26 protein-coding genes are annotated in these 26,627 nt (G+C 74.6%); 8 read left to right on the top strand and 18 right to left on the bottom strand.

Annotation, left to right across the window (positions count from 1 at the left end; all coding sequences use genetic code 11):
• Nucleotides 1-12: 12 nt before the first annotated feature.
• The 3 genes from AB0G14_RS13785 to AB0G14_RS13775 form a co-directional block, all read right to left on the bottom strand.
• Nucleotides 13-588: a dihydrofolate reductase family protein gene (locus AB0G14_RS13785; protein WP_357697068.1), complete on the bottom strand. Its 576-nt coding sequence runs from the start codon at nt 586-588 to the stop codon at nt 13-15.
• A 352-nt stretch (nt 589-940) separates the two neighbouring features.
• Nucleotides 941-1,081, bottom strand: coding sequence for a hypothetical protein (locus tag AB0G14_RS13780; protein ID WP_357697066.1), 141 nt, complete (start codon nt 1,079-1,081; stop codon nt 941-943).
• 12 nt (nt 1,082-1,093) lie between these two features.
• The gene (locus AB0G14_RS13775) at nt 1,094-3,943 is read right to left on the bottom strand and encodes a DEAD/DEAH box helicase (protein WP_357697064.1); all 2,850 of its coding nucleotides are present in this window, start codon (nt 3,941-3,943) and stop codon (nt 1,094-1,096) included.
• 86 nt (nt 3,944-4,029) lie between these two features.
• Here AB0G14_RS13775 and AB0G14_RS13770 point away from each other — a divergent pair, with 86 nt between their 5' ends.
• Complete coding sequence (locus tag AB0G14_RS13770) at nt 4,030-4,803, top strand: HAD-IA family hydrolase (RefSeq protein ID WP_357456883.1); 774 nt, start codon at nt 4,030-4,032, stop codon at nt 4,801-4,803.
• Nucleotides 4,804-4,863: 60 nt separating this feature from the next.
• Nucleotides 4,864-5,580, top strand: a complete 717-nt coding sequence (locus tag AB0G14_RS13765; RefSeq protein WP_357697060.1) for a TetR/AcrR family transcriptional regulator — start codon at nt 4,864-4,866, stop codon at nt 5,578-5,580.
• A gap of 48 nt (nt 5,581-5,628) precedes the next feature.
• On the opposite strand, the gene AB0G14_RS13760 is transcribed toward AB0G14_RS13765, so the two are convergent.
• Nucleotides 5,629-6,561, bottom strand: coding sequence for a diacylglycerol kinase (locus AB0G14_RS13760; protein WP_357697114.1), 933 nt, complete (start codon nt 6,559-6,561; stop codon nt 5,629-5,631).
• 237 nt (nt 6,562-6,798) lie between these two features.
• On the opposite strand from AB0G14_RS13760, the gene lanKC reads away from it, so the two are divergent.
• From lanKC to AB0G14_RS13740, 4 genes are all read left to right on the top strand, one after another.
• The gene (gene lanKC / locus AB0G14_RS13755; RefSeq protein ID WP_357697058.1) at nt 6,799-9,453 is read left to right on the top strand and encodes a class III lanthionine synthetase LanKC; all 2,655 of its coding nucleotides are present in this window, start codon (nt 6,799-6,801) and stop codon (nt 9,451-9,453) included.
• Between the two features lie 6 nt (nt 9,454-9,459).
• Complete coding sequence (locus tag AB0G14_RS13750; RefSeq protein WP_357697056.1) at nt 9,460-9,579, top strand: SapB/AmfS family lanthipeptide; 120 nt, start codon at nt 9,460-9,462, stop codon at nt 9,577-9,579.
• Between the two features lie 72 nt (nt 9,580-9,651).
• Nucleotides 9,652-11,379 carry an ABC transporter ATP-binding protein gene (locus AB0G14_RS13745; protein ID WP_357697054.1) on the top strand — a complete coding sequence of 576 codons (1,728 nt, stop codon included), beginning with the start codon at nt 9,652-9,654 and terminating at the stop codon, nt 11,377-11,379.
• The gene (locus tag AB0G14_RS13740; protein WP_357697052.1) at nt 11,376-13,148 is read left to right on the top strand and encodes an ABC transporter ATP-binding protein; all 1,773 of its coding nucleotides are present in this window, start codon (nt 11,376-11,378) and stop codon (nt 13,146-13,148) included. Before AB0G14_RS13745 ends, AB0G14_RS13740 begins: the two co-directional genes overlap by 4 nt.
• Nucleotides 13,149-13,184: 36 nt before the next feature.
• Here AB0G14_RS13740 and AB0G14_RS13735 read toward each other — a convergent pair whose 3' ends face one another.
• The 7 genes from AB0G14_RS13735 to AB0G14_RS13705 form a co-directional block, all read right to left on the bottom strand.
• On the bottom strand, nt 13,185-13,760 hold the full coding sequence (locus AB0G14_RS13735; RefSeq protein WP_357697050.1) for a response regulator transcription factor: 576 nt from the start codon (nt 13,758-13,760) through the stop codon (nt 13,185-13,187).
• A gap of 146 nt (nt 13,761-13,906) precedes the next feature.
• Entirely contained in the window at nt 13,907-14,512 is a 606-nt protein-coding gene (locus tag AB0G14_RS13730; protein WP_357697047.1) for a response regulator transcription factor, read from the bottom strand.
• A gap of 631 nt (nt 14,513-15,143) precedes the next feature.
• A complete protein-coding gene (tatC, locus tag AB0G14_RS13725) occupies nt 15,144-16,094 on the bottom strand; it encodes a twin-arginine translocase subunit TatC (RefSeq protein WP_357697044.1) in 951 nt (316 codons plus the stop codon).
• 17 nt (nt 16,095-16,111) lie between these two features.
• Complete coding sequence (tatA, locus tag AB0G14_RS13720) at nt 16,112-16,411, bottom strand: Sec-independent protein translocase subunit TatA (RefSeq protein ID WP_357697041.1); 300 nt, start codon at nt 16,409-16,411, stop codon at nt 16,112-16,114.
• A 198-nt stretch (nt 16,412-16,609) separates the two neighbouring features.
• Nucleotides 16,610-16,858 carry a hypothetical protein gene (locus tag AB0G14_RS13715; protein ID WP_357697038.1) on the bottom strand — a complete coding sequence of 83 codons (249 nt, stop codon included), beginning with the start codon at nt 16,856-16,858 and terminating at the stop codon, nt 16,610-16,612.
• A gap of 10 nt (nt 16,859-16,868) precedes the next feature.
• Complete coding sequence (locus AB0G14_RS13710; protein WP_357697036.1) at nt 16,869-17,933, bottom strand: YafY family protein; 1,065 nt, start codon at nt 17,931-17,933, stop codon at nt 16,869-16,871.
• Nucleotides 17,930-18,928 carry a WYL domain-containing protein gene (locus AB0G14_RS13705; RefSeq protein ID WP_357697034.1) on the bottom strand — a complete coding sequence of 333 codons (999 nt, stop codon included), beginning with the start codon at nt 18,926-18,928 and terminating at the stop codon, nt 17,930-17,932. Before AB0G14_RS13705 ends, AB0G14_RS13710 begins: the two co-directional genes overlap by 4 nt.
• Nucleotides 18,929-19,052: 124 nt before the next feature.
• On the opposite strand from AB0G14_RS13705, the gene AB0G14_RS13700 reads away from it, so the two are divergent.
• Both AB0G14_RS13700 and AB0G14_RS13695 read left to right on the top strand, forming a co-directional pair.
• Nucleotides 19,053-20,015, top strand: a complete 963-nt coding sequence (locus AB0G14_RS13700) for a cation diffusion facilitator family transporter (RefSeq protein ID WP_357697032.1) — start codon at nt 19,053-19,055, stop codon at nt 20,013-20,015.
• Nucleotides 20,016-20,207: 192 nt separating this feature from the next.
• Entirely contained in the window at nt 20,208-21,293 is a 1,086-nt protein-coding gene (locus AB0G14_RS13695; protein ID WP_357697029.1) for a DUF3866 family protein, read from the top strand.
• Nucleotides 21,294-21,347: 54 nt separating this feature from the next.
• Here AB0G14_RS13695 and AB0G14_RS13690 read toward each other — a convergent pair whose 3' ends face one another.
• The 7 genes from AB0G14_RS13690 to AB0G14_RS13660 all read right to left on the bottom strand — a co-directional run bounded on the left by AB0G14_RS13690 (nt 21,348) and on the right by AB0G14_RS13660 (nt 26,599).
• On the bottom strand, nt 21,348-21,896 hold the full coding sequence (locus AB0G14_RS13690) for a peroxidase-related enzyme (protein WP_357697112.1): 549 nt from the start codon (nt 21,894-21,896) through the stop codon (nt 21,348-21,350).
• Nucleotides 21,897-22,058: 162 nt separating this feature from the next.
• Complete coding sequence (locus AB0G14_RS13685; RefSeq protein ID WP_350704269.1) at nt 22,059-22,244, bottom strand: hypothetical protein; 186 nt, start codon at nt 22,242-22,244, stop codon at nt 22,059-22,061.
• Between the two features lie 69 nt (nt 22,245-22,313).
• Nucleotides 22,314-23,672, bottom strand: a complete 1,359-nt coding sequence (pafA, locus tag AB0G14_RS13680) for a Pup--protein ligase (protein ID WP_350685647.1) — start codon at nt 23,670-23,672, stop codon at nt 22,314-22,316.
• A 352-nt stretch (nt 23,673-24,024) separates the two neighbouring features.
• Nucleotides 24,025-24,855, bottom strand: coding sequence for a proteasome subunit alpha (prcA, locus tag AB0G14_RS13675; protein ID WP_357697026.1), 831 nt, complete (start codon nt 24,853-24,855; stop codon nt 24,025-24,027).
• A gap of 62 nt (nt 24,856-24,917) precedes the next feature.
• Entirely contained in the window at nt 24,918-25,757 is an 840-nt protein-coding gene (gene prcB, locus AB0G14_RS13670) for a proteasome subunit beta (protein ID WP_357697024.1), read from the bottom strand.
• Nucleotides 25,676-26,362 carry an endonuclease VII domain-containing protein gene (locus AB0G14_RS13665; RefSeq protein WP_357697022.1) on the bottom strand — a complete coding sequence of 229 codons (687 nt, stop codon included), beginning with the start codon at nt 26,360-26,362 and terminating at the stop codon, nt 25,676-25,678. The genes prcB and AB0G14_RS13665 overlap by 82 nt, the downstream gene beginning before the upstream one ends.
• Nucleotides 26,363-26,383: 21 nt before the next feature.
• Nucleotides 26,384-26,599 carry a ubiquitin-like protein Pup gene (locus tag AB0G14_RS13660; RefSeq protein WP_067366797.1) on the bottom strand — a complete coding sequence of 72 codons (216 nt, stop codon included), beginning with the start codon at nt 26,597-26,599 and terminating at the stop codon, nt 26,384-26,386.
• Between the last annotated feature and the right edge of the window lie 28 nt (nt 26,600-26,627).

The following is a 26,627-nucleotide window of genomic DNA, read 5'->3' as shown; positions in this document are numbered from 1 at the left end:
CGAGCCCGATGGTCACCTTCTCGGCTCGTACCGCATCACCACCGCCCCCGAGGCGAACTCCAGCCGGCTCACGAGCTTCAAGTCGACATACTTCGACAGACCCGCGAACAATGTCGGCCCGTGGCCCGCTATCCGGGGCTGCACCACGAACTCGTACTCATCGATCAGTCCCAGTTCCGCCAACGCCAGCGGGAGCTGCACGCCTGACACGAAGAGTCCCTTACCCGACTCCTGCTTGAGCTGCTGAACGGCCTTGCCCAGGTCCCCGCGCACGAGCTCCGCATTCCAATCGACCCGCTCCAGGGTGCTTGACACGACGTACTTCTTTGCCGCGTTGATCGTCTGGGCGAAGGGTTCCATCCAATCAGGTCTCGACCCCGTCGGCGCCGGCGGCCGCCACGCTGCCTCCATCATTTCGTACATCACCCGACCAAAAAGAAGTGCATCGGCCCGGTTGAGGTTCTCGGTGTGGTGACGATGCAAGTCTTCGTCAGGGGGAATTGCAAGATGATCGCAGCACCCGTCCAATGTGACGTTGATGGAGTACCGAAGAGGTCGCGTTTCGCTCGCCTCGTCGCCTGTGGTCACATGGTCTCCTCGTGGCTGGCGGATCCGGTCCGATGAGCGACGAACACCACAAGCGGTGCGTCGCCCCGGTTATGGCCAGCATACGGGGCGCTGCCCCGGTTATGCCGGACGCGGATTTGACCCGGACGCGGTACGTGCGGTCTGCCGGTACGGCTTCGAGAAAAAGAACCACGCGGCTCACCATCTCCACCAACCGTCGGATTCGTTGACGAAGGCCGACTGCGCCAAGTCGGCGTCGGCCTGGGCCGTGATCGGCGCGGCACCGTCCGCCGGGGACGCATGGTCGCCGACCGGGCCCGGCGGCCACGAGATCCCGCCCGTCGCGGTGGCGTCCCGGTAGTTGCCGGAGGCGTCACCGACGCGGGTGCCGGGCCGCTCGTCCAGGGGGGAGGTACGCCTCCTCGATCACCGGTGTGTCGGCCAACGCCCGGATCTCGGCGGGCACGAGCGCCCGCTGCCAGACCTTCACGTCGTCGATCCGACGCGCCGCCACGGAGAGTGCCGGTCAGGCCGGGGCGTGGTAGGCCAGCACGCCCCGGTTGACCGCGGCGATCGCCTGCCTGGCGGTGGACCTCAGCTCCGACGAGGCACCGCCGGAGTCGGCGAGCTGACCGAGCAGGTCGACCACCTGCCGGGCCCACCGGACGAAGTCGCCGGCCGGCATCTCGCCGTCGATCTCGTGGCCGCTCGCGAGCACCTTCGCCAGGGCCTCGCCCCGGGCCCAGCGGTAGACCGGCCAGGCGAAGCCCAGGTCCGGCTCGCGGGTGACCGCTAGGCCACGGGCCGCCTCGTCCGCCTCGATCTCGCTCCACAGCTTGAGCGTCTCGTCGACCGCCTCGGATACGGGGCCGCGCGGCAGCGACGCCCGCTCGTCGACGTCGCGGCGGGCCTCGAAGACCACCACCGACACGGCGGCGGCGAGCTCGGCCGGGGAGAGCCCGTCCCAGACCCCCCGGCGCAGGCACTCGGCGACCAGCAGATCCGCCTCCGTCCAGATCCGGCCGAGCATCCGGCCGGCGTCGGTCACCGTGCCGTCGGGCGCGAGGTAGCCGCGGGCGGTGAGCAGCGCGACGATCCGGTCGAACGTACGGGCCAGCGAACCGGTCCGGCCGGCCACCCGCTGCCGCAGTTCCTCCGTGTCCTTCTCCAGGCGGCGGCGCCGTTCCGCCCAGCGGGCGTGCTCCTCCCGGTCGGGGCAGGCGTGACAGGGGTGGCGACGCAGCTCGCCGCGGAGCTGGCTGAGCCGGTGGTCCTCGCCGACGGCCTGGCGGGAGCGGCCGCCCCGGCGCCCGCCGTGCCGGTCCAGCCCGGTGCCGCTGACCTCGGCGGCCAGGTCGCGTCGGGCGGCCGGCGACCGGTGGTTGAAGTGCTTCGGCACCCGGATCCGCGCCAGCACCTCGGCGGGGGTGGTGAAGTCGCCGGGACTGACGCGGCCGGCCCAGCGGTCCTGGGTGAGCACCAGCGGCCGGGGCTCACCGAAGCCGCCGGTGGCCGGGTCGAGCACGACCGCCAGGCCGGCCCGCCGGCCCGACGGCACCCGGATCACGTCGCCGACGCGCAGCCGCTCCAGCGAGGCCACCGCGGCGGCCTTGCGCTGGCTCTGCCCCTGCCGGGCGATGGCCCGTTCCCGGTCGGCGATGGCGACCCGCAGCGCGAAGTACTCGTCGAAGTCGCCGTGGTGGCAGGCCGCCTCCACGCCGTACGCCTCGATGGTTTCGGTGTTGCGCTGCACCTGGCGGGCCAGGCCGACCACCGAGCGGTCCGCCTGGAACTGCGCGAAGGAGGACTCCAGCAGCGCCCGGGCCGGCTCGGCGCCCACCGTGCCGACCAGGTTGACCGCCATGTTGTACGACGGCCGGAAGCTGGACCGCAGCGGGTAGGTGCGGGTGGAGGCGAGGCCGGCGACGTGCCGGGGGTCGGTCTCCGGGGACCAGACGACGACGGCGTGCCCCTCGACGTCGATGCCGCGCCGGCCGGCGCGGCCGGTGAGCTGGGTGTACTCCCCCGGCGTCAGGTCGACGTGCGCCTCGCCGTTGTACTTGACCAGGCGCTCCAGCACCACGCAGCGGGCCGGCATGTTGATGCCCAGGGCGAGGGTCTCGGTGGCGAAGACCGCCTTCACCAGGCCCCGGACGAACAGCTCCTCGACGACCTCCTTGAACACCGGCAGCATGCCGGCGTGGTGGGCGGCCAGGCCGCGTTCGAGGCCGTCGAGCCACTCCCAGTAGCCGAGCACCGACAGGTCCTCGCCGGGGATCGCGGTGACCCGGGACTCGACGACCCGGCGGATCTCCGCCCGCTCCTCGGGCGAGGTGAGCCGCAGCCCGGCGGCGAGGCACTGCTGCACGGCGGCGGCGCAGCCGGCGCGGCTGAAGATGAACAGGATCGCCGGCAGCAGCCCCTCCCGGTCCAGCCGGTCGACGATGTCGGGGCGCATCGGGCCGCGCCAGCGGGGCCCGCGCCGCCCGCCGCCCGGGCCGGCGCTGCGACCCTCGCCCAGCTCCAGCCGGCGCATGGTGTCGCGGGTGTAGCGCAGCAGCTCGGGGTGCACGTCGTGCTTGCGGGCGGCGTCGGCGTCGTGGAACAGGTCGAACATCCGCTTGCCGACCAGCATGTGCTGCCACAGCGGCACCGGACGGTGCTCGCTGACCACCACGGCGGTCTCGCCGCGCACGGTGACCAGCCAGTCGGCGAACTCCTCGGCGTTGGACACGGTGGCCGAGAGGGAGACCAGGGTGACGGAGGCGGGCAGGTGGATGATCACCTCTTCCCAGACCCCGCCGCGGAACCGGTCGGCGAGGTAGTGCACCTCGTCCATCACCACGTACGCCAGGCCCTCGAGGGTGGCCGAGCCGGCGTAGAGCATGTTGCGCAGCACCTCGGTGGTCATCACCACCACCGGGGCGTCGCCGTTGATGGCGTTGTCGCCGGTGAGCAGCCCGACCTGCTCGGCGCCGTAGCGGTCGACCAGGTCGTGGTACTTCTGGTTCGACAGCGCCTTGATCGGGGTGGTGTAGAAGCACTTGCGCCGCCGGGGCGCGGCCGGGGCCGGGGCGGCCTCGCCGCCGGCCGCGGGCACCACCTCGTCGCCCGCGCCGCCGGGGCCGCCGGCCTCGCGCGCCGGCGCGCCGCGCAGCGCCAGGTGTACGGCGAACTCGCCGACCACCGTCTTGCCAGCGCCGGTGGGGGCGCAGACGAGCACGCCGCTGCCCCGTTCCAGTGCCTGGCACGCCTCCCGCTGGAAGTCGTCGAGATCGAACCCCAGATCGAGGGCGAACTCGTCCAGCGCCGGGAACTGGGAGGCCTGCGCGGCCCGGCGGCGCGCCGCGGCGTACCGCTCGGCGGGGCTCGACATGTCCTCAAGATTAATGCGTGCCGGCGGCGGCCACGTGACAAGGCCAACCGACAGCGGGGTCGGGGGCGGTCGGTAGGGTGCACGGCGTGCCGGACCATGCCGAACCGCCCCACGCCTCACCCGGGGCCGACGACGCCGTCGTCCCGGGCCCGTCCCGCCGCCCCGTGGAGGCGGTTCTGTTCGACTTCCACGGCACGCTGGCCCAGGTGGAGGAGCCCCGCGAGTGGGTGCTCGCCGCCGCGGCCTCCTGCGGCGTGACGCTGGAGCGGATGCGGGCCACCGCGCTGGCCGACCGGCTGTTGACGGCGGGCCGGGCGGGCGGCCCCCTGCCGGCCCGGGTGCCGCCCCGGCTGGCCGAGCTGTGGGCCGATCGGGATCTCTACCCGCACGCCCACCGCGGCGCCTACACGGGGCTCGCGGAGACGGTCGACGCGGGCATCGAGGGCTTCGCCGAGGCGCTCTACGAGCGGGTGCTGGTCCCCGACGGCTGGGTGCCGTACCCGGACACCGCGCCGACCCTGGCCGCCCTGCGCGCCGCCGGCGTGCCGGTGGCCGTGGTCAGCAACATCGGCTTCGACATCCGGCCGATGTTCGCGGCGTGGGGGCTGGCCGACCTGGTCGACGCCTTCGCCCTGTCGTACGAGGTCGGGCGCTGCAAGCCGGACCCGGGGATCTTCCTGCGCGCCTGCGGGATGCTCGGCGTCGACCCGGAGCGCGCGCTGATGGTGGGCGACACGCCGGCCGACGCGGGAGCCGTCGCGGCCGGGTGCGGGGTGCTGGTGCTGCCGGCCGCCGAGGCGGGGCGCGCCAACGGCCTGGGCACCGTGCTGGACGTGGCCGGCGTCGACCAGCACCGCTAACGGCAAGTCGACAGCAGCGTTAACCACCATCGCTAACGCGAGGGCGTTATCGTCGTTGCCATGATCACTGAGATGTCGCCCCGGGACCGGATCGTCCGGGCCGCCGCCGCCCTGCTCGCCGAGGGCGGCCGGGAGGCGGTCTCGACCCGTGCGGTGAGCCGGGCGGCCGGGGTGCAGGCGCCGACCATCTACCGGCAGTTCGGCGACATGCGCGGCCTGCTGGACGCGGCGGCCAGCTACGGGTTCGCCGCGTACCTGCACGCCGAGTCGTCCCGGGACCTCGCCGGCGACCCGGTCGACGACCTGCGCCGGGGCTGGGAGCTGCACGTCGGCTTCGGCCTGGCCAACCCGGCCTGCCACGCCCTGATGTACGGCGACCCGCGTCCCGGCGAGACCCCGACCGCGGCCCGGGTCGCGGCCGACATCCTGCGCCAGCTCGTGCACCGGGTGGCCGAGGCGGGCCGGCTACGCGCAGGCGTCGACGAGGCCACCGAAATGCTGCACGCCGCCGCCTGCGGGGTGACCCTCGCCCTGATCCGCACCCCGCCGCCGCGGCGCGACCCCGCCCTGTCGACCCGGACGCGGGAGGCGGTGCTCGCCGCGCTGGTCACCGACTCTCCCGCCGCCCGGGCGACCTCCCGGGCCGGCAACCCGGTCCGGCACGCGGTGGCGCTGCGCGCCGCCCTCGACGGGCTGGCCACCGACCTCTCCCCGGCCGAACGCGCCCTGCTCGCGGAGTGGCTGGACCGCATCGTCCGCACCACCCCCACCCCCTGACAGTGCGGATGCGGGAGCGGGGCGGGAACGGACGGGTGGCGGGGTGGGTCAGCGGAGCAGGTGGACGGCGGCCGGGACGGCGGTCACGGTCACCGGGAGGTCCAGTGCCCGCTCGCCGTCGGCGTACGTGGTGATGCCCTCGGCGCTCAACTCGACCGTGCGGGCGCGGTAGCTGCGCACCAGCGGGTGCGCCACGTGGGTGCCCCGGTAGATGCGCGGCTTGACCCGCATCAGGGTGCGCCGGTCGAACCGGCCGCCCACCACCACGTCGAGCAGCCCGTCGGCGGGGTCCGCGTCGGGGCAGATCCGCATGCCGCCGCCGTAGCTGGCGCAGTTGCCCACCGCCACCAGCACGGCGTCCACCTCGTGCGCCACCCCGTCGAGCCGCAGCGTGTAGCGGCGCGGGCGCAACCGGGCCAACTCCACCAGGATCGCCAGGTCGTAGCGGCGCGGCCCGCGCGGCCGGCGCATCCGGTTGGCGCGCTCGTTGACGATCGCGTCGAAGCCGGCCGCGAGCACCGCGCCGTACCAGCGGCGCACGCCGTCGGCTCCCGTCAGCCGCGCCAGGTCGACCGGGTAGGTGCGGCCGTCGCGCAGCGCCGCCGCGATCACGTCGACGGCGGCGAGCGGGTCGGCCGGGAAGCCGGTGTCGACCGCGAAGTCGTTGCCGGTGCCGGCCGGCACCGGACCGAACGGCACCGCCGTGCCGGCGACCGCCTGCAACGCGCGGTGCACCGTGCCGTCGCCGCCCACCGCGACCAGAGCGGACGCGCCGTCGCCGACCGCCGCGTGGCAGGCCGACTCGGCCTCGTCGGCGGTGTGCGCGTGCAGCAGGCGCACCGGCCGGCCGGCGGCCGCGAGCCGGTGCAGGACCTGCGGCAGCAGCCCCTGGTGCCGCCCCCGGCCGGCGGTCGGGTTGGCCAGCACGGCGACGGATCCGCCGGCGGCGGAGGGGTGATCGTCTGCGGTCACGGCGAGCACCGTACCGCCACCCACCGGGGCGGCCGCACCGCCCGCCCCGGCGACGGCGACACCGCCCGCAACCCGCCGCCGCGACCGACCAGCACCCGGGCGCGCCTGACATTTGTCACGGCCGGCCGTGCGGCACGCATTCACCGTCATGACTGATCGCACTGGATACGCCATGGCCCGAACGGACAGACTCAGATCAGCCAGCAGGACCGAGGGCTGGACCGAACAGCGGAGGGAGTGGTCACGGTGGACGATCGCTACGACAACTACTGCGCCGCCGACCGGCTGTTCTACGACTCGCTCGGCAGCGCGGTCGAACAGCCCACCTTCGCGGCGGCCCGGCGGCCCGTGCCCGACGGCTGGCGCTCGGAGCCGCTCGACGACTGGCTCATCTACGCCCCGGAGGGCGGCACGCTGCCCCAGCAGGGCTGGAAGATCCACGTGTCGGCGACCCTGGCCAACGCCGAGCGGGTGCTGGACACCGTCTGGGACTACTGCGTCCCGCGGGAGCTGTCGTTCAAGTTCCTCCGCGGCCCACGCACCCTGCTGCTGCGCAACTCCAAGTACGCCTCCCGCGGGGCCAGCGGCAAGTTCGTCACCGTCTATCCCCGTGACGACGCGGAGCTGGAGCTGGTCTGCAAGGAGCTGGACGAACTGCTCGCCGGCGAACCCGGCCCGTACATCCTCAGCGACCTGCGCCACGGCGCCGGGCCGGTGTACGTGCGCTACGGCGGCTTCGCGGCCCGCTACTGCCACTCCCCCGACGGCCAGGTCGTCCCGGCGATCGAGGACGACACCGGCACCCTCGTGCCGGACCGCCGCGACCCCGTCTTCCACGTGCCGTCCTGGGTGACGCTGCCCGACTTCCTCGGCCCGCACCTGGCCGCCCGCAACGCCACCAGCACCGACGAGGTGCCGTACCGGATCGAGAAGGTCATCCACTTCTCCAACGGCGGCGGCCTCTACGTCGGCCGGGACCTGCGCAGCGACACCCAGGTGGTGCTGAAGGAGGCCCGACCGCACGCCGGGCTGGACGCCGACGGCACCGACGCCGTCGCCCGGCTGGCCCGGGAGGGCGAGGCGCTGCGCCGCCTCGCCGACCTGCCGCAGGTGCCCCGGGTGCACGACGAGTTCACCCTCGGCGAGCACCGCTTCCTCGCGCTGGAGTTCGTCGAGGGCCGCGCGCTGAACAAGGTCCTGGTCGACCGGTACCCGCTGATCGACGCCGACGCCACGGACGCCGACCGCGCCGACTACACCCGGTGGGCGCTGGACGTCCACCGGCAGGTCGAGGAGGTCGTGCTGGCCATCCACGAGCGCGGCCTCGTCTACGGCGACCTGCACCTGTTCAACGTCATGGTCCGCCCCGACGACCGGATCGCGCTGGTGGACTTCGAGGTCGCCGCCCCGATCGACGGGTACCGCCGGCCGGGCCTGCGCAACCAGGGCTTCGCCGCGCCCCGGGACCGCACCGGTCCCGCCGTCGACCGGTACGCCCTGGCCTGCCTGCGACTGGCGCTGTTCCTGCCGCTGACCCAGCTGGTCCGGCTGACGCCGGCCAAGGCCGCGCACCTCGCCGACGTGATCGCCGCCCACTTCCCGGTGCCGAGGAAGCTCCTCGACGCCGCCGTGGAGGAGATCATCGGCGCCCCCGCCGCCGCCACGGCCGGCACGGCCGGCAGGACCGGCAGGACCGGCACGACGACCGACGAACGGGACGGAGCGGCGGCCGACCTCACCGTCGGCGTCGGGCCGGCGCACCGCGACCGGCTCGCCCGGGCGATCCTCGCCAGCGCGACACCCGACCGGGACGACCGGCTCTTCCCCGGCGACATCGAGCAGTTCCGCAGCGGCGGGCTCAACCTCGCCCATGGCGCCGCCGGGGTCCTGTACGCCCTGCACGTCAGCGGCGCCGGGCGCTGGCCCGACCACGAGCGGTGGCTCGTGCGCCGGGCCACGGCGCCCGCCTCCGGCACCCGGTGCGGCTTCTACGACGGCCTGCACGGCGTCGCGTACGCCCTGGAGCTGCTCGGCCGCCGGCAGGACGCCCTCGACGTGCTCGACGTCTGTCTGCGGCAGCCGTCGGACGGGCTGGACCACAGCCTGGCGAGCGGCCTGTCCGGGATCGCGCTCAACCTCGCCGAGCTGGCCGGGCGCACCGGCGAGACGGCCCTGCGCGACGCGGCCTGGCGGGCCGCCGAGCGGGTCGTCGACCGGCTCGCCGACGATCCGGGGCCGGACGTCAGCGGCGGGCGGCACCCGTACGCCGGGCTGCTGCGCGGCCGGACCGGCCCGGCGCTGCTGCTGGTGCGGCTGCACGAGCTGACCGGCGACCCCGCCCTGCTGGAGCACGCCGCCACCGCCCTGCGCCAGGACCTGCGCCGCTGCGTGGTCCGCCCCGGCGGCGCGCTGGAGGTCAACGAGGGCTGGCGCACCATGCCCTACCTCGGGCAGGGCAGCGTCGGCATCGGGCTGGTGCTCGACGAGTACCTGCGGCACCGCGCCGACGAGCGGTTCGCCGAGGCCAGCGCCGGCGTGCGCCGCGCCGCCCGGTCCCCGTTCTACGCGCAGTCGGGCCTGTTCGCCGGTCGCGCCGGCATCGTCGCCTACCTCGCGGCGTACCCGGACGACCCGGAACGGCGCCGCGAGCGGGACGCCCAGGTGCGGCGGCTGGCGTGGCACGCCCTGCCGTACCGGGACGGCACCGCGTTCCCCGGCGAGCAGCTGCTGCGGCTGTCCATGGACCTCGGCACCGGCACCGCCGGCGTGCTGCTGGCGCTGACCGCCGCGCGGCACGACGCGCCGGTGACCCTGCCGTTCCTCGCGCCCCTGGCGGGCGCCCCCGACTCCCTCGCCGACGCGAGGGCGACCGACCCCACCGATCAGCACGGAAGGAGGTGACACGACATGGCGCTTCTGGACCTCCAGGGCCTGGAGATGGCCCCCGCCGACCGCTCCGGCGGCGGCAGCAACGCGAGCCTGCTGCTCTGCGGCGACAGCTCGCTGTCCATCACGACCTGCAACTGATTAGGTCACCACGCGAGGCCCTGGGCGGGTAGACGTACCCGCCCAGGGCCGCACGTCTTTCCGGGAGGTCCGATGCGGACGCTGACCGGCTCCGACCGGCTGCTGCGCCGGGTGGTCCGCGACGGCGGCGGCTGGACGGTCCTGCTCGGGGCGGTCGCGCTCGCCGGCGCGGCCGCCGAACTCGCGCTTCCGGCGACGCTCGGGCTCGCCGTCGACGCCGCCGTCGGCGGTCACGGCTCCTGGTGGCCCGCCGCCGCCTGCGGGCTGGTCGCCGTCCTCATGGTCACCGACGTCCTCGGCGACCTCGCCGGCGGGTACGGCGCGGCCCGCGCCACCGCCCTGTTGCGCCGGCGCCTGCTGCGCCACCTGTTCGCCTCCGACGTGCGCACCGTCCGCCGGTACCCGGTGGGCGACCTGGTCGGTCGGCTCGTCGGCCAGGCCGCCGACGCCGGGCAGGCCGGCACCGCCGTGGTGCTGGGCGTCGTCGCGCTGCTCCCCCCGGTCGGCAGCGTCGTGGCGCTCACCCTGATCGAGCCGCTGCTCGGCGTCACCCTCCTTGGCGGGCTGGCCCTGCTCGCGGTGCTCATGCGCACGTTCGTGACCGACGCCTCCGCCGCCGTCGGCGGGTACCAGCGGGTGCTGGGCGTCATCGCGGGCCGGCTGCTGGAGGCGCTGGGCGGCGCCCGCACCATCGCCGCCGCCGCGACCGCCGACCGGGAACGGGACCGGGTGCTGGCGGCCCTGCCGGAACTGCGCGGGTACGGCCAGCTCGGCTGGCGGCTGCTGGCCCGGGCGAGCGCCCGCACCGCCGCCGTGGGACCGCTGCTCCAGGTGGCCGTGGTGGCCGTCGGCGGGTACGCGCTCGCGGCCGGCTGGCTCACTCCCGGTCAACTGGTCGCCGCGGTGCAGTACGCGGCCCTCGGCGCCGGGCTGGGCGCGGTGCTGGCCACCCTCAACCGGCTGGTCCGCAGCCGTGCGGCGGCCGGCCGGATCGCCGAGCCGCTGGCCCACCCGGTGCGCCCCGACGGCACCGAACCGCTGCCGCCCGGCCGCGGCGAACTGCGGCTGCGGGCCGTCGGCGTCCGCGCCGAGGACGGCAGGGCGGTCCTCGACGGGGTCGACCTGACCGTGCCGGCCGGCGCCACGATGGCCGTCGTCGGACGCTCCGGCGCCGGCAAGTCGACCCTCGCCGCGGTGGCCGGCCGGCTGCACGACCCGGACTCCGGCGAGGTGCTGCTCGACGGGCTGCCGCTGCGCCGGTTGCGCCCCGCCGCGCTGCGCCGGGCCGTCGGGCACGCCTTCGACCGGCCGGCCCTGGTCGGCGAGACGGTGCACGACGCGATCGGGCTCGCCCTGCCCGACGGGCCGGCACGCCCACCCGCCGGCGGCGCCCCGGCCACACCGGCCGTGCTGGCCGCGGCGCGGGCGGCGCAGGTCGCCGACGTCGTCGCCCGGCTGCCCGACGGGTTCCGCACCCGGCTGGTGGACGCGCCGCTGTCCGGGGGCGAGGCGCAGCGGCTGGGGCTGGCCCGGGCCTTCCCCGCCGAGCGGCTGCTGATCCTGGACGACGCGACGTCCAGCCTGGACACCGCCACCGAACACCGGATCGCCCGGGCGGTGACCGACGGCGCGCAGGGGCGCACGCGACTCGTGGTGACCCACCGCGCGACGACGGCGGCGGCGGCCGACCTGGTCGCCTGGCTCGACGGCGGACGGCTACGGGCTGTGGCGCCGCACCGGCGGCTGTGGGCCGACCCGGACTACCGGGCGGTCTTCGCGCCCGGCGGTGACGCCCCGTGAGCGGCGTACGCGGCACGACCTGGGGGGCGCTGCGCGCCCGCCGCCGGGCGCTGGGCCGGCTCGCCGCCTGGTCGGTGGCCGAGTCCCTGCCGGCGCTGCTCAGCGGGCTGCTCGTGGCCCGCGCGGTCGACCGGGGCTTCCTGGCCGGTCAGTTCGGCACCGGCCTGGCCTGGCTGGCCGGGCTCGCCGTGGCCGTGCTGGTCGGCGCGTCCGCCACCGGGCAGGTGTACCGCGGCCTCGGCGACGTGGTGGAGCCGTTCCGTGACGAACTGGCGGCCAGGGTGGTGCACGCGGCGCTGCGCGACGCGACCCGGGCCGGCGGCCGACCGGACAGCGCCGCCGTGGCCCGGCTGACCCACCAGGTGGAGGTCGTCCGGGACACCTTCGGCGGGCTGCTGCTGGTGGTCCGCGGGTTCCTGTTCACCGCCGGCGCGGCGCTGCTCGGCCTGCTCGCCCTGGCGCCACCGCTGGCGGGCGCGGTGGCCGCGCCGTTGCTGGTCGGGCTGGCCGTGTTCGCCGCGGCACTGCCGGCGATGGTGGCGCACCAGCGGGCCCAGGTGGCTGCCGGGGAGGAACTCGGCCGGTCGGCGGCGTCCGCGCTGGCCGGGCACCGTGACGTGGTCGCCTGCGGCGCGCAGGACCGGGTCGTCGCCGGGGTCGCCCGGCGGGTCTCGGCGCAGGCCGACGCCGAGCGGACACTGGCCCGGATGGCGGCGCTGCGCAGCCTCAGCCTCGGGCTCGGCGGCTGGCTGCCGGTGGTGGTGCTGCTGCTGGCCGCGCCGTGGCTGGTGCGGCACGGGCTCAGCACCGGCGCCGTGCTGGGCGCGCTGGTCTACGTCACCACCGGCCTGCAGCCCGCCCTGCACGCGGTCGTGCAGGGCGTGGGCGGCGGCGGCCTGCGCTACGCCGTCACCCTCGACCGGATCCTGCGCACCTGCCCGCCGCCCGGGCCGGTGCCGCGCCCGCCCGTCGTTCCCGGGCCGGTGCCGCGCCCGCCCGCCGTGCCCGGCCCGGCGGCCGCCCCGCCCGCGGTCCGGCTGCGCGGGCTGACCTTCCGGTACGGCCCACACGCCCGGCCCGTCCTGGCGGACCTCACCCTGACCGTGGCCCACGGCGAGCACCTGGCGGTGGTGGGGCCCAGCGGCGCCGGCAAGTCCACGCTGGCCGCCCTGGTCGCCGGGCTGGTGCCGCCGGAGTCCGGCACGGTGCACCTGGCCGGTACGCCCGTCGCCACCACCCCGCCCGAGGCGCTGGCCCGACTGCGGGTGCTGGTGCCGCAGGAGGCGTACGTGCGCAGCGGGACCCTCGCCGACAACCTGCGCTACCTGCATCCCGAGGTGGACGACGCGACCGTGGCGGCCGCCGTGGACGCCCTCGGGGCCCGCCCCCTCGTGACCCGACTCGGGGGGCTCGACGCCGAGATCGACCCCGCCGTCCTGTCCGCCGGGGAACGGCAGCTCGTCGCCGCGGTGCGGGCCTACCTGGCCCGGGCGCCGCTGGTGATCCTCGACGAGGCGACGTGCCACCTGGACCCGACGCTGGAGGCGACCGTCGAGCGGGCCTTCGCCCGCCGCCCCGGCACGCTGGTGGTGATCGCGCACCGGATCAGCTCGGCGACCCGCGCCCGCCGCGTGCTGGTGTTCGACGGCGACCGGCCGCTCGTCGGCACCCACGACGACCTGCTGGTCCGCTCCCCCACGTACCGCGAACTGGTCGGCCGTTGGCAGGACGTCGCACCGCCGGCGCGCGTGCCTCTCGGCCGGGTGTGACCGTAGGAGTCGTCCCCTGGAGCCTCCGGGGCGCCGTCAGATCCAGCCGGCCTCCCGGGCGACCCGCACCGCCTCCACCCTGGTGCGCGCGCCCGCCTTGCGGGTGATCCGCCCGAGGTGGTTGCGCACGGTCCCCGGCGAGAGCCCGAGCATCCGGGCGATCTCCACGACCGGTGCCCCGGCCGCCGTCAGGTCGAGGATCTCGGTCTCCCGCACGGTCAGCGGGCTGTCCCGGACCAGCGCCGCCATCACCAGGTCGGCGTCGATCACCGACTCCCGGCGGGCAAGCCGCCGGACCCCGTCCACCACCCGCTGCGGAGCGACGTCGTTGCCGAGGATGCCGACGGTCCGACCCGGCGTGAGGACCCGGTGCAGGCTGCGCGCCCGGCGGCGGTCGGCGAGCACCAGCAGGGGGCACTGCCCGGCCACCCCCGCCCCGACGAGGTCGAGGTCGACGACCGCCACGTCGGGGCGCTGCGCACAGACCGCCGGCGGGAGGGCGTCCTCCCGGTCCAGCTCCGCCACCACACTGATGTCGTCCTCGGCGGCGAGGACGAGCGAAAGGGCGCCACGGACCAGGGCACCGTCGAGGGCCAGCAGGGTACGGATCACCGTTGACCTTCCCGAGCGTCGTCAGACCGAGCACGGACCGTCCGCATTCAAACACGTACCGAGCGGCGCCGCTCGGCTCAGGCGCCGCGCGCTGTTCCACGCGGGGCGCGGAGGAATCCCTGTCCTCCGGGGCGGCGGAGAGAACGTCAGATCCACCCGTCGCGGCGGGCGCGCCACACCGCCTCCATCCGGTTGCGGGCGCCCGTCTTGCGCATGACCGCCGACAGGTGGTTGCGCACCGTGCCGTGCGCGAGGAACAGCCGGCGGGCGATCTCCTTGAGCGGCAGGCCCTCGGCGGCCACCCGCAGCACCTCCACCTCCCGACGGGTCAACGGACTGGACGGGGGTCGCAGCGCCGTCACGGCGACCGCCGCGTCGATGACCTTCCCGCCGGCGGCGAGTTCCCGGACGGCCTCGACCAGCGCCTCGAGCGACGCGTCCTTGCCGACCAGGCCGCGTACCCCGGCGGCCAGCAGGTCCCCGACCGCGGCCTGGCTCCACCGGCGACCCATGCCCAGCACGGCCGCCTCGGGCGCCGCCCCGATGATCTCGGCGACCACCTCGACCGGCTGCGGCGCGTCCGACGCCAGGTCCACCACCACCACGTCGGGCCGGTGCCGGCGCACCACGGCGGACAGCTCCGCCACCCCGGTCACCTCGGCAGCGACCTCGATGTCCCCCTGGCTCGACAGCGCGGCGCACAGCGCGGTGCGCAGCAGCCCCATCTCCTCGGCAACGACGACGCGGATCAACGCGTGGCTCCGATCTCGGGTACGTGGTGGCGACCGAGTCCCCTGGACGGGACTGTGCGGGCCGGCCGCGTGGACGGATTGGGGGTTCCGCCCGCGACGTCGGACATGGCGACGCTCACGGGCACCGTGTGACCACGCACCGGACGGTGCGACCGGACGGGCCGGACGACCGCACGGGCGGGTCCGCCGGAACTCAGCCGGGGCGTGCGCTCATACCGTGGAGCCGGTCGCCGGGTGCCACCGCTGGCTCTGCGGGGACGGCCACGCCGGGCCGAAGGCAGCACGGGCAAACGGCGGTGTGCCCTGCCCGGCAGCCTCCAGCAGGGCGGTCAACCGGGTGACGGGCAGCCTGCGCCACCCCGGCGAGGGGACAGCCCTCGGCACGGCGACGGGCGGAGGACGGAACGTCGGGCGACGCACTGGGCAGCGACCTCCCCGTGTCGGGAACGTCGACACATCGTAAAGACGCGATCACTCGACCGCAGCTTGTGAACGCGTGGTGACGGATTGCCGACTGGATCGCTCACAACGGGGGTGGCGTGCGCTAGGCGCGCGGGCGCCCGGCCGGAAACGACACAAGCCCCCGGCGAAGGGGGCTCGTGTCGGACGCGGGTGGTGCGTTCGGCCGCGGTCAGGTCATGTCGTCGTAGCGACGGTCGACCGGCGCCGGCGCGGCGACCGGCTCCGGGGCCGCGACCGGCGCGCTGGCGTCGACCCGCTGCCCGGCCTCGACCGGATCCGGGTCCAACTCCAGCGGCGACACCTCGTCGTCGCCGATGCCCGCGTAGACCTCCCGGCCGCGACCCTTGCGCTTGTCGTTGAGGTACGCGACGCCGACGGCGGCGAAGTAGAGCGCGCAGAGGCAGATCGCCAGCGCCGTCATCCCGAACGGGTCGGGCGTCGGGGTGACCACCGCGGAGAAGGCGAAGAAGACGAAGACCGCCACCCGCCACCAGCCCAGCAGCCGCTTCGCGCTGGCGATGCCGACGAAGTTCAGCATCAACACCAGCAGCGGGAACTCGAACGCCACCCCGAACAGCAGGATCAGGTTCGTCACGAACGAGACGTACCTGGTGATGTCCAGCGTCGTGTTGATGTCGCTGCCGGAGATCTCCAGCAGGAACTCCAGGCCCTTCGCGGTCACGAAGTACGCCAGCACCGCCCCGGCGGCGAACAGCGGCGCCGCCAGCCCGGTGAAGACGTACGCGTAGCGCCGCTCGTGCCGGTGCAGGCCCGGCGCGATGAACGCCCAGAGCTGGTAGAGCCAGACGGGCGCGGCGATGATCAGCCCGACCCAGAGACCGATCTTCAGGTTCAGCAGGAACAGGTCGGCCGGGCCGAGCTGGACGAAGTCGCACGCGCCGTTCGTCGTCTGCGCCTGCTCCAGGTCACAGTACGGCCGCTTGAGCACGTTCAGCACCGGCCCGGCGAGCCAGATGCCGAAACCGAACCCGACCAGGATCGCCAGGGACGCCTTGAACAGCCGGTTGCGTAGCTCGCGGATGTGCTCGACCAGCGTCATCGAGCCGTCGGCGGCCCGCTCGAAGTTGCTCGGACCGCGCTTACGGAGAGCGAAGGCCACGGTGTTCGGGCCCTCGGTCAGTTGTCGCGGACGCGGTGCACCGGGTCAACGACCGGCTGCTGCTGCGGCGGGGCCTGGTGGGGCGCCTGGTGCGGGGCCTGCTGACCGGCGTGCGGCGGGAGCGGCTGGTAGCCGGCCTGCGCGTCGGCCTTCTCGGCGAGGTCGCGGTCGTCGTCGTGCAGGCTCTTGGTCTCGGCCTTGATGATCCGCAGCGAACGGCCCAGCGAACGGGCCGCGTCGGGGAGCCGCTTCGCGCCGAAGAGCAGGATCAGCACGACCACGAGTACGGCGATGTGCCACGGCTTGAGGGCACCCATGGGAAGCTCCAGTCGCTCTGTGTCGTCGTGAGGGGTGTACCGCAGCCATCGTACGTGCGCCGACGGCCGTTGCCACCCGCCGGGTTCGTCCCGGCCGGTGAAGTCTTGACCAACCCGGGATGTCCCGTCAACACTCCCCCGACGGATCGTTCCTGCGCGGTACCGGACCGGATCGCGCAGGGACGCGACACCGACCGATCAACCGCCGCGCTTGGCCTTGATCAGCTCGACTCGCCGGTGGGTGACGTCGAGCTGCTCCTGGAGGGCCTCGGCCCGCTTCTGGAGGGCCTCCGCGGTGTCCCGCAGCGCCTCCGCCTCGGTCGCCCGGCGTTGCAGGGCGACGGCCGCGCGGCGCAGCCGGGGCAGCCGCGCCAGCACCGGCCGGACGGCCAGGGCCAACACGACGAGCGCGAACAGCACCACCGCGAGCACGATCCACTTCACCACGGCGGCCAGCCTACTGGGTGCCCGCGGTCACCGCCGGGTCGGCCGAGGGCACCGCCGGCGGCGTGTCCGACCCGTCCGCCGGGCGCCGGGGCGCGGCCGGGGTCGGCGTCGCGTACGCGTCGAGCGCGGCGGTCGCCGCGGCCCGGACCTGCTCGGCCAGCTCGGCCGGGGCGACCACGGCAACGTCCGGCCCCAGCCCCAGCACGAAGCGGCGGGCCCAGCCCAGGTCGGTGACCCGCAGCGAGACCAGCCACTGGTCGCCGCCGCCGGCCTCGACCCGCTCGCACGGGTAGTACTCGGTGATCCACCGCTCGCCCCGGCCGACCCGCAGGGTGATCAACGGCAGGTCCGGCGAGGGCCGGAACACGCCGTCGGTGAGGTCGTGCGGGCGGGCCTGCGGCGGCACCATCGCCGGCTCGTCCAACTCGGTGACCGCGTCGATCCGGTCGACCCGGAACAGCCGCACCGCCTCCGCCCGACGGCACCACGCCTCCACGTACGCCCGGCCACCGACCATCAGCATCCGCAGCGGATCGACGACGCGGTCCGTGGTCTCGTCCCGCGCCGCCGTGTAGTAGGTGATGCGCAACGCCCGGCCGCTCTCGACGGCGGCCCGCAGCTCCTGCACCCGGCGGGTGTCGGCGGGCAGCCGGACCTCGACGGGCGCGGCCACCAGGTCGCCGGCCGCATTCTCGATCTTGGCGAGGGCCCGCTCCACGGCCTCCCGGTTGGCCACCCCGGGCGTCTCGGCGAGCATCCGCAGCGCCACCACCAGCGCGAGGGCCTCGTCGGGGGTGAGCCGCAACGGCCGGTCGATGCCGGCATCGTAGGTGATGGTCACCCGGTCGCCGTCGAAGGCCATGTCGATCAGGTCGCCCGGACCGTAGCCGGGCAGCCCGCACACCCACAACAGTTCCAGGTCCTCGCGCAGCTGCCGCTCGGTGACGCCCAGGTCACCGGCGGCCTCCGCGATCTCGATGCCGGGCCGGGCGAGCAGGTAGGGCACCAGGTTCAGCAGCCGGGCCAGCCGGTCGGCCGACGCGCGGGAGCCGCCACGGGCGGCCGGCCGGGTCACCGGGCACCCCCGACGACGGCGAGGTCGTCGTGCCGAGCCGCGATCTCCTTGAGCCGCTGGATGACCGCCTCCCGCACCTCGGGCGGGTCGAGCACCCGCACGTCCGGACCGTAACCGACGAGCTGGCCGGCGAGGACGTCCACGTCGGCGTACGGCAGGACGAGCCGGTCGCCGTCGGGCCCGGCGGTGACACCGACCGCCCAGCGGCGCAGCCCGGCGGCGCGGCCCGGGGCAGCCAGCACGGTGGCCCGCCCGGTGCGCTCCACCGGCCCCGACCAGCGGGCCACGTGGCTGATCAGGTCGACCCCGGCCGGCGGCACGTAGCCGCCCGGTGTGCCCGTCACCCGGACCGCGCCGACCACCCGTGACAACCGGAAGCAGCGGGTCGCCTCACGGTCGAGGTCGTGGCCGACCACGTACCACCGGCCCCGCCAGCAGACCACACCCCACGGCTGCAACCGGCGGCGGTTCGGCTCGTCGCGGTCGGGCACCCGGTAGTCGAAGGTGACCTCCCGCCGGTCCCGGGCGGCGGCGGTGAGCGGCGCGAACGCCGGGTCCACCGTCACCATCGGCTCCAGGCCCAGCGTGGCCTGCGGGTCCACGTCGACGCCGGCGGCGCGCAGCTTCGCCAGCCCGGAGGAGGCGGCGGCGGCCAGCCCGGCGTGCTGCCACAGCCGCGCGGCGATGCCCACCGCGGCGGCCTCGTCCGGCTCGAGGGGAATGTCCGGCAGCGCGTACTCGCGGTGGGCGATCCGGTAGCCGGGCTCCGCGTCGAAGACGCTCGCCGTCCCGGTCTCCAGCGGTACGCCCAGCTCACGCAGCTCGGCCTTGTCCCGCTCGAACTTGCGCTGGAACGCCTCGTGGTCGCGCGCGTCCTCCGGATCGTGCTCGTAGCCGGGCACGGTCGCGGCGATCTGCGCGGCGGTCAGGAACCGTCGCGTGGACAGCAGGCAGATCACCAGGTTGACCAGGCGTTCGGTGCGGGTCCGCGACACGGGTAGACGCTAGCAGCCCGCGCTCCGGGCACGTGCACCCACGCGGGCACCACGTGGGTCGCGTCGCACCGGCCCCGCGTCCGGTCCGCCCGCACGGCACGTCCGGCGGTCATACAGTGACCTGGTGGCGCGGCCGGAGGTGAAGACGGAGAGCGTCGGCACCGTCGTGGTCGCCGGGGCCGCCAACCTCGCCATCGCCGTCGCCAAGCTGGTCGCCGGGCTGCTCTCCGGGTCGGCGGCGATGCTCTCCGAGGCCGTGCACTCCGTCGCCGACACCACCACCGAGGTGCTGCTCTACCTCGCGCTGCGACGCGGGGCGCGCCCGGCAGACGCCCGCCACCCGTTCGGGTACGGAAAGGAGAGCTACGTCTGGGCCTTCCTGGCGGCGGTGTTCACGTTCGTCGCCGGCGCCGGCTTCGCCATCACCCACGGCGTCACCACCATCCTGGTGCACGAGCACAGGAACGACTACCTGGCCGCCTACGTCGTGCTGGCCGTGTCGTTCGCCATCGAGTCGGTGTCGCTGGCCCGCGCCGTACGCCAGATCCGCACCGAGTCCCTGCAGTTGCACACCACACCACGCCGGTTCCTGCGGCTGACCGCCGACCCCGCCGTCAAGGCGGTGTTCTTCGAGGACGCCGCGGCCCTGATCGGCTTGGTGCTGGCCGCCGTCGGGTTGGCCCTGTCCCAGCTCACCGGCGAGGAGCTGTGGGACGGCCTGGCCTCCATCCTGATCGGGGTGCTGCTGCTCGTGGTCGCCACCGTCCTGGCCCGCAGCAACATCTCGCTGCTGGTCGGTCGGGCGGTGCCGGAGCGGGTGCACCGCGAGATCGCCGGCGAACTCGCCGGGCTGGCCACCGTGCGCCGACTCGACACGCTGCTGACCATGCAGCTCGGCCCGGCCGACGTCCTGGTCGCCGCGAAGCTGGACTTCGACGACGAGGCGACCGGCGCGACCATCGAGGCCGTTGCCGACGAGGCCGAGCGCCGCCTCACCGCCCGCTACCCGCAGATCCGGTACGTCTTCCTCGACCCCACCGGCACCCCACGCGGCGGCGCCCGGCAGCCGGACGACCCCGCCGGCTGACCGCCCTGCCTTCTCCCCCCGGCCGCCCCGCCCTGCTCTCCCCCGGCCGCCCCGCCCTGCTCTCCCCCGGCCGCCCCGCCCTGCTCTCCCCGGGCCGGGCCGCCCTGCCTTGCTCCGGCCGCCGCGCCCGGCGGCATCGCCCGGCCGCCCCCGGGCGCGGCCGGCCGGGGCGGCGACGCTAGCGTGCCGGGCATGGTGCGATGGCGGTCCGGAACGGTGACGGCGCTGCGGCGGCAGTGGACCGGGGCGGTGGAGCTCGACGTCGACCTGCCCGACGGCGCCACCGTCCGCGCCCTGGCCTACCCCGAGCTGGTCGGCCGACCCGAGCCCGGCGATCGGGTGCTACTCAACGCCGGCGCGCTGCTGATGGGCCTCGGCACCGGCGGGTACGCCCTGGTCGTGGCACTGCCCGACCGGCTGCCGCCGGACCCGCCACAGGCCCTCGACACCCGCGACGCCGGTCACCTCGTCAAGGCCCGCTACACCCCGCTGCAGCCGATCCTGCTCGGCGTCGACGAGGAGGCGTCCCCGCACCGCGAGGTCCTGGCCGCCGCCGACGACCTGGGCGGCCTGCCGGTCGTCACCGCCGACCTGCACTCCGCGCTGCCGGCGGTCCTGGCCGGCATCCACGCCGACGCCCCGGACTCCCGGGTCGCGTACGTGCTGACCGACGGCGGGGCGCTGCCCGCCTGGTTCTCCCGCACCCTCGCCGGGCTGCGCGACCACCTCGCCGGCACGGTCAGCGTCGGCCAGGCGTTCGGCGGCGACCTGGAGGCGAGCACCGTGCACAGCGGCCTGCTGGCCGCCCGCCACGTCCTGGGCGCCGACGTAGCGATCGTCGCCCAGGGACCCGGCAACCTCGGCACCGGCACCCGGTGGGGCTTCTCCGGGGTGGGCGTCGGCGAGGCCGTCAACGCCGTCGCCACGCTGGGCGGGCGCCCGGTCGGGTCGCTGCGGATCTCCGACGCCGACCCCCGGCCCCGGCACCGGGGCGTGTCGCACCACAGCCTCACCGCGTACGGCCGGGTGGCCCTCGCCCCCGCCGAGCTGGTGGTGCCCGACGGACTGGACCCGGCGCTGGCCCGCGAGGTGGACGCCGCGCTGGCCCCCCTCGCGGCACGGCACACCGTCGTCCGGGTGCCCACCGACGGGCTCGACGCCGCGCTGCGGGCGACGCCGGTGCCGCTGTCCACCATGGGTCGGGGCCTCGACGCCGACCACGCGTACTTCCTGGCCGCCGCCGCGGCCGGCCGGCACGCCGCCCGCCTGCTGATCTGACCCGGCCCGAGCCCGACCCGGACGCCGGACGACCGACCTGCCCGGCGGCGGGCTTCAGGTCGCCAGATAGCCCTGCCGCACGATGCGCTCGGCGGCCTTCTCGTACGCCGCCGGGTCGTCCGGGACCAGGGTGCCCAACCCGTCCACGTAGCGGTTGTACATGCAGAACGCCGCCGCGATCAGGACCGCGTCGTGGATCTCCAGGTCCGTCGCGCCGGCACCCCGGGCGGCCTCCACCAGGTCCACCGTCACGTCCCGGCCGCTGCGCTGCACGGCCTCGGCGACGCGCAGCAGCGCCCGCAGCTTGTCGCTGACCTCCGCGTCCACCGGATCGGCGAGGACCCGGTCCACCAGCGGCATCCCGGAGGGGAGCTGCGCCGCCGCGAAGGCGGAGTGCGTCGCGCAGCAGAACCGGCACTCGTTCAGCCCCGACACGTACGCCGCGATCAGCTCCCGCTCCCCGGGCGTCAGCGTCGGGTGCGGGGCGCGCAGCAGCACCTCCGCCAGCGCGTTGAGGGGCTTGGCCGTCTCCGGCCGGAACCGCATCGGGCCCCGGATGCCCGGATGCTCCCGCTCGTCGATACCGAGGTCGATGTGTGCGATGACGTCACCATCCCTTGCCGCCACGGCGGGCGTGCCCGGTCCTCGGACCGACAACGCCGAACGGGACGATCGTCCCAGCGCCGCCGGGCCGAGGCCACTTCGAGCTTGCGGTGCCACCGGGGCCGGGTCAGGCCGTGACGACCAGCGCCGCTCGGGGCGCGGTCAGGCCATGAAGATCAGGGTGAGCCAGGCGCCCACGATCAGCACCAGCGCGAGCGCCAGCACCCAGGTGGGCACCGTGTACTCGCCGCGCCGGTTGCGCTCGATCTCGGCGCGGATCTTCTCGCGACGGCGCTCGACCCAGTTCTGCCGCGCCCGGCCGCTGTCGGGAGGTTCGGAAGTCGTCATGGCGCGGTCAGCCTACCGGGCCGGCCGACCCGGCAGGCGGTCACCACCACACCGGACCGGCCCGCACCGTCACATGCTGGCGATCAGCCGCTCCACCCGCTCGTCGTACGCCCGGAACGGATCCTTGCAGAGCACCGTGCGCTGCGCCTGGTCGTTCAGCTTCAGGTGCACCCAGTCGACGGTGAAGTCACGCCGCTTCTCCTGGGCGTGCCGGATGAACTCGCCGCGCAGCCGGGCCCGGGTCGTCTGCGGCGGAGTCTCCTTCGCCTCGAAGATCTCCGGGTCGGTGGCCACCCGGTCCACCTCGCCGCGCCGCTCCAGCAGCCCGTAGAGGCCCCGGCCCCGACGCAGGTCGTGGTAGGCGAGATCCATCTGGGCGACCCGCGGGTGCGACAGCGGCAGGTCGTGCTTGCGCTGGTAGCGCTCGATCAGCCGCAGCTTGGTCACCCAGTCGATCTCCCGGGCCACCGGCTCCAGGTCGCCGGTCTCCACCGCGCGCAGCACCCGGCCCCACAACTCCACCACCCGCTTGGCGGTCTGGTCGCCGCCGCGGCGCTCCACGAACTCGGTCGCCTTCGCCAGGTATTCCTGCTGGATCTCCAGCGCGCTGACCTCCTTGCCGGAGGACAGCCGCACCTTGCGCCGGCCCGTGATGTCGTGCGACACCTCGCGGATCGCCCGGATCGGGTTCTCCAGCGTCAGGTCCCGCATCACCACCCCGGCCTCGATCATCCGCAGCACGATGTCGGCGGTGCCGACCTTGAGCAGGGTTGTGACCTCGTTCATGTTGGAGTCACCGACGATCACGTGCAGCCGGCGGTAGCGCTCCGCGTCCGCGTGCGGCTCGTCGCGCGTGTTGATGATCGGCCGGCTCCGGGTGGTCGCCGACGAGACGCCCTCCCAGATGTGCTCGGCCCGCTGCGACAGGCAGTAGACCGCCCCGCGCGGCGTCTGCAACACCTTGCCCGCGCCGCAGATCAACTGCCGCGTGACCAGGAACGGGATCAGCACGTCGGCCAGTCGGCCGAACTCGCCGTGCCGGGAGACCAGGTAGTTCTCGTGGCAGCCGTACGAGTTTCCGGCCGAGTCGGTGTTGTTCTTGAACAGGTAGATCTCGCCCGCGATGCCCTCGTCGTGCAACCGCTTCTCCGCGTCGACCAGCAGCCCCTCCAGGATCCGCTCGCCGGCCCGGTCGTGCGCGACCAGGTCCACCACCGAGTCGCACTCCGGCGTGGCGTACTCCGGGTGCGAGCCGACGTCGAGGTAGAGCCGGGCGCCGTTGCGCAGGAACACGTTGCTCGACCGGCCCCAGGACACCACTCGGCGGAAGAGGTACCGGGCGACCTCGTCGGGGGACAGCCGCCGCTGCCCGCGGTAGGTGCAGGTGACGCCGTACTCGGTCTCAAGGCCGAAGATTCGCCGCTCCATGATGAGACATTAGCCGCCCGAGGCCCCAGATGGGCAGCGCTCACCACGTCGTCTCGCGCCGGGGACGCCCGCCGGCCACGCCGGGGGCCACGCCGGGCTCGCCGGACCCGCCGTCACCGGGCACGTCCTCGCCGTACGCCCCCCGCCGGCGCGTCCCAGGTGGACCGTGCCGCCGCACGGGCGCACCGGCACGAAGGGACGGCGTCGCGCCGGGGCGGGCGTCGTCCGGCCCGGTCGATCCACGCGGGTCGGTCGGGACCGGCCCGCCGCGGCCGGCCCGCCAACCTGCGGGCGTACGACGACCGCGCGGGCGCCCAGGCCCACGGCCCCGACGCCCGCGCGACCGACTCCGCTACGCCTCGGGGGCCTCCGACTGCTGGCCCTCCAGGTCCGCCGAGCCGGCCGACGTGGTGGGCTTCCCCGCCTCCTCGGTCGGCGCGGTCGGGGTCTCCGGACGGGCCGGCACGGCCGGCTCCTCGGCCTTGCCGCCGTCGAGCAGGGCGGTCAGCGCCGCCCCGGTGATGCGGCGGAACGTCCGTCCCACCCGGCGCCGGTCCAGGACCGCCACCTCCAGCTGGTTCGCGGCGATGGTGCGGGACGCGCCGCCCTCGCCCCCGACGCTGCCCAGCGCCTGCACCGCGACCTTCACCGCCTCGCCCAGCGACATGTTCGGACGGTGGTGGGACTTCAGCACGCCGGTGATCGCCTCGGCCTGCCCGCCCATCGCCATCCGGCCCGGCTCGTCGTTGACGGAGCCGTCGTAGGTGAGCCGGTAGAGCTCGTCGTCCTCGGCGGTGGCGCCGACCTCGGCCACGCAGATCTCCACCTCGAACGGCTTCGACTGCTCGGTGAAGATGGCGCCCAGGGTCTGCGCGAACGCGTTCGCCAGGGCCCGGCCCGTGACGTCGCGCCGGTCGTAGCTCAGGCCGTTCAGGTCGGCCATCCGCACGCCGGCGCGGCGCAGGTTCTCGAACTCGTTGTAGCGACCGACGGCGGCGAAGCCGATCCGGTCGTAGATCTCACTCACCTTGTGCAGGGCGCTTGAGAGGTTCTCGGCGACGAAGAGCACCCCGCCCTCGTAGCTCAGGACGACCGCGCTGCGGCCCCGGGCGATGCCCTTGCGGGCCAACTCGGAGCGGTCGCGCATGATCTGCTCGGGCGAGGCGTAGAACTGCATGGCCACGGCGGCGGTTCTCCTTCAGGGCGCTGTGCTGACGGCTGCTGACTGGTGCGGGCGGGAGCGGATCAACCGCCCGGATTCTCCATCCGGCCGGAGACCACGCTCTCGGCGATCGCCGACATCTCCTCGTCGGTGAGCCGGTGGGTGCCCTCCGCCGTCGCCGTCATCACCACCGGGTAGATCCGGCGGATCAGATCCGGCCCGCCGGTGGCGGTGTCGTCGTCGGCCGCGTCGTAGAGCGCCTCGACCGCGAGCCGGACCGCCTCGTCGATCGAGAGACCCGGCTGGAAGCGCTTCTTCAGCGCGGAGCGGGCGAACAGCGAACCGGAGCCGATCGCGTCGTAGCCGGTCTCCTCGTACGGGCCGCCGGTGACGTCGAAGCTGAAGATGCGGCCGGCCCGCGCCGGATCCTTCGCGGCCAGGTCGAAGCCGGCGAAGAGCGGGACCACCGCCAGGCCCTGCATGGCGGCGCCCAGGTTGCCGCGGATCATCGAGGCGAGGCGGTTGGCCTTGCCGTCGAGCGAGAGCATCGCGCCCTCGATCTTCTCGTAGTGCTCCAGCTCCACCTGGAACAGTCGCATCAGCTCGATGCCGATGCCCGCCGTGCCCGCGATGCCCACCAGGGAGTACGCGTCGGCCGGGTGCACCTTCTCGATGTCGCGCTGGGCGATCAGGTTGCCCATGGTGGCCCGCCGGTCGCCCGCCATCACGACGCCGCCGACGGCCGAGATGGCCACGATGGTCGTCGCGTGGGGCGCCATGTCAGCGGCCATACCCGGCGGCAGCGGCCGTCGGCCGGGCAGCATCTCGGGGGCCACCTTGCTCAGGAACGAGGTGAAGGAGGACGTCCCCGCGTTGGTGAACACATCTGGTAGACGCCCGGATGGATCAAAACCCGCTGCCACGTGGTTCCTCTCAGATATGTGATCGCCCCGGCCAGCCGCGACTGATCGTCACGGAACTGGCCGAGACCACCGTTGCAGTTGAAGCACAATATCCCGCGCACCCAGCCGGTGCGATGATCGTGGTCCAGATGTTGGGGGTCCGGCGTGCCGCAGATCGCGCAGACGCCACCCTGCTCGGCCAGGAGCTCCTGAAACTCCTTCTCACCGATCCCGTAACGCCGCCGCAGGTGGTACTCGCGACTGCCGCCGTAGAGGCGCTGCTTGGTGTTTCGGGTCCGGGCGTTGTGGCACGGCTTGCAGTATGTGCCGTGGCCGGTGCTGTCCGACCGGTTGCGGGGAAAGTCCGCCAGCGGCTTGACCGAACCGCAATCAGCGCAGTATCGGTGCCCATCCGGAACCTTCCGGACCGGCTTGACTTCTCGCCCCCGGGTTTCCCGCGTCCGTTTGGCGTAGCTGGCCTTGGACCGCTGGTTGAAGCACGGCTTGCAGTAGCTGCCGCGACCGCTGGGACGCTTACTACTCGAACAAAATTCGTCGAGCAGCTTCCATTCCCCGCAGTCGCGGCAGCGGCGTCGGCCGTCCCGGTCGTCAAGAGGAAGCGACATGTCCGTTTCGTCCCGGAATGTTCACTGGCCTCCCTTTTGTACGTAACCACGCACGAATTCCTCGGCGTTCTCCTCCAGGACGGAGTCGATCTCGTCGAGCAGGTCGTCGACGTCCTCGGTGATCTCGGCGTGCCGCTCGGCGACCTCCGGGTTCGCCTCGGTGGTGACGTCCTCGATCTCCTCGCCCTGCCGGGACTTGCCCGACTGCGACTGCCCGCCGCTGTCACGAGTGGCCATTGCTGCCTCCTCCACGATCGCCCTGCGA

Source organism: Micromonospora sp. NPDC023814, from assembly GCF_040639595.1.
Taxonomy (GTDB): Bacteria; Actinomycetota; Actinomycetes; order Mycobacteriales; family Micromonosporaceae; genus Micromonospora.
Note: the sequence above shows the minus strand (reverse complement) of the source record. Positions and strands in the feature narration are given on the sequence as shown.

Bases quoted from the DNA above. Each gene is read 5' to 3' on its own strand.
- AB0G14_RS13665 (WP_357697022.1), bottom strand. From the start codon at position 26,362: ATGTCGCTTCCTCTTGACGACCGGGACGGCCGACGCCGCTGCCGCGAC.
- AB0G14_RS13685 (WP_350704269.1), bottom strand. From the start codon at position 22,244: ATGACGACTTCCGAACCTCCCGACAGCGGCCGGGCGCGGCAGAACTGG.
- AB0G14_RS13750 (WP_357697056.1), top strand. From the start codon at position 9,460: ATGGCGCTTCTGGACCTCCAGGGCCTGGAGATGGCCCCCGCCGACCGC.
- tatA (WP_357697041.1), bottom strand. From the start codon at position 16,411: ATGGGTGCCCTCAAGCCGTGGCACATCGCCGTACTCGTGGTCGTGCTG.
- AB0G14_RS13660 (WP_067366797.1), bottom strand. From the start codon at position 26,599: ATGGCCACTCGTGACAGCGGCGGGCAGTCGCAGTCGGGCAAGTCCCGG.
- AB0G14_RS13765 (WP_357697060.1), top strand. From the start codon at position 4,864: ATGATCACTGAGATGTCGCCCCGGGACCGGATCGTCCGGGCCGCCGCC.
- AB0G14_RS13695 (WP_357697029.1), top strand. From the start codon at position 20,208: ATGGTGCGATGGCGGTCCGGAACGGTGACGGCGCTGCGGCGGCAGTGG.
- AB0G14_RS13775 (WP_357697064.1), bottom strand. From the start codon at position 3,943: ATGTCGAGCCCCGCCGAGCGGTACGCCGCGGCGCGCCGCCGGGCCGCG.
- AB0G14_RS13745 (WP_357697054.1), top strand. From the start codon at position 9,652: ATGCGGACGCTGACCGGCTCCGACCGGCTGCTGCGCCGGGTGGTCCGC.
- pafA (WP_350685647.1), bottom strand. From the start codon at position 23,672: ATGGAGCGGCGAATCTTCGGCCTTGAGACCGAGTACGGCGTCACCTGC.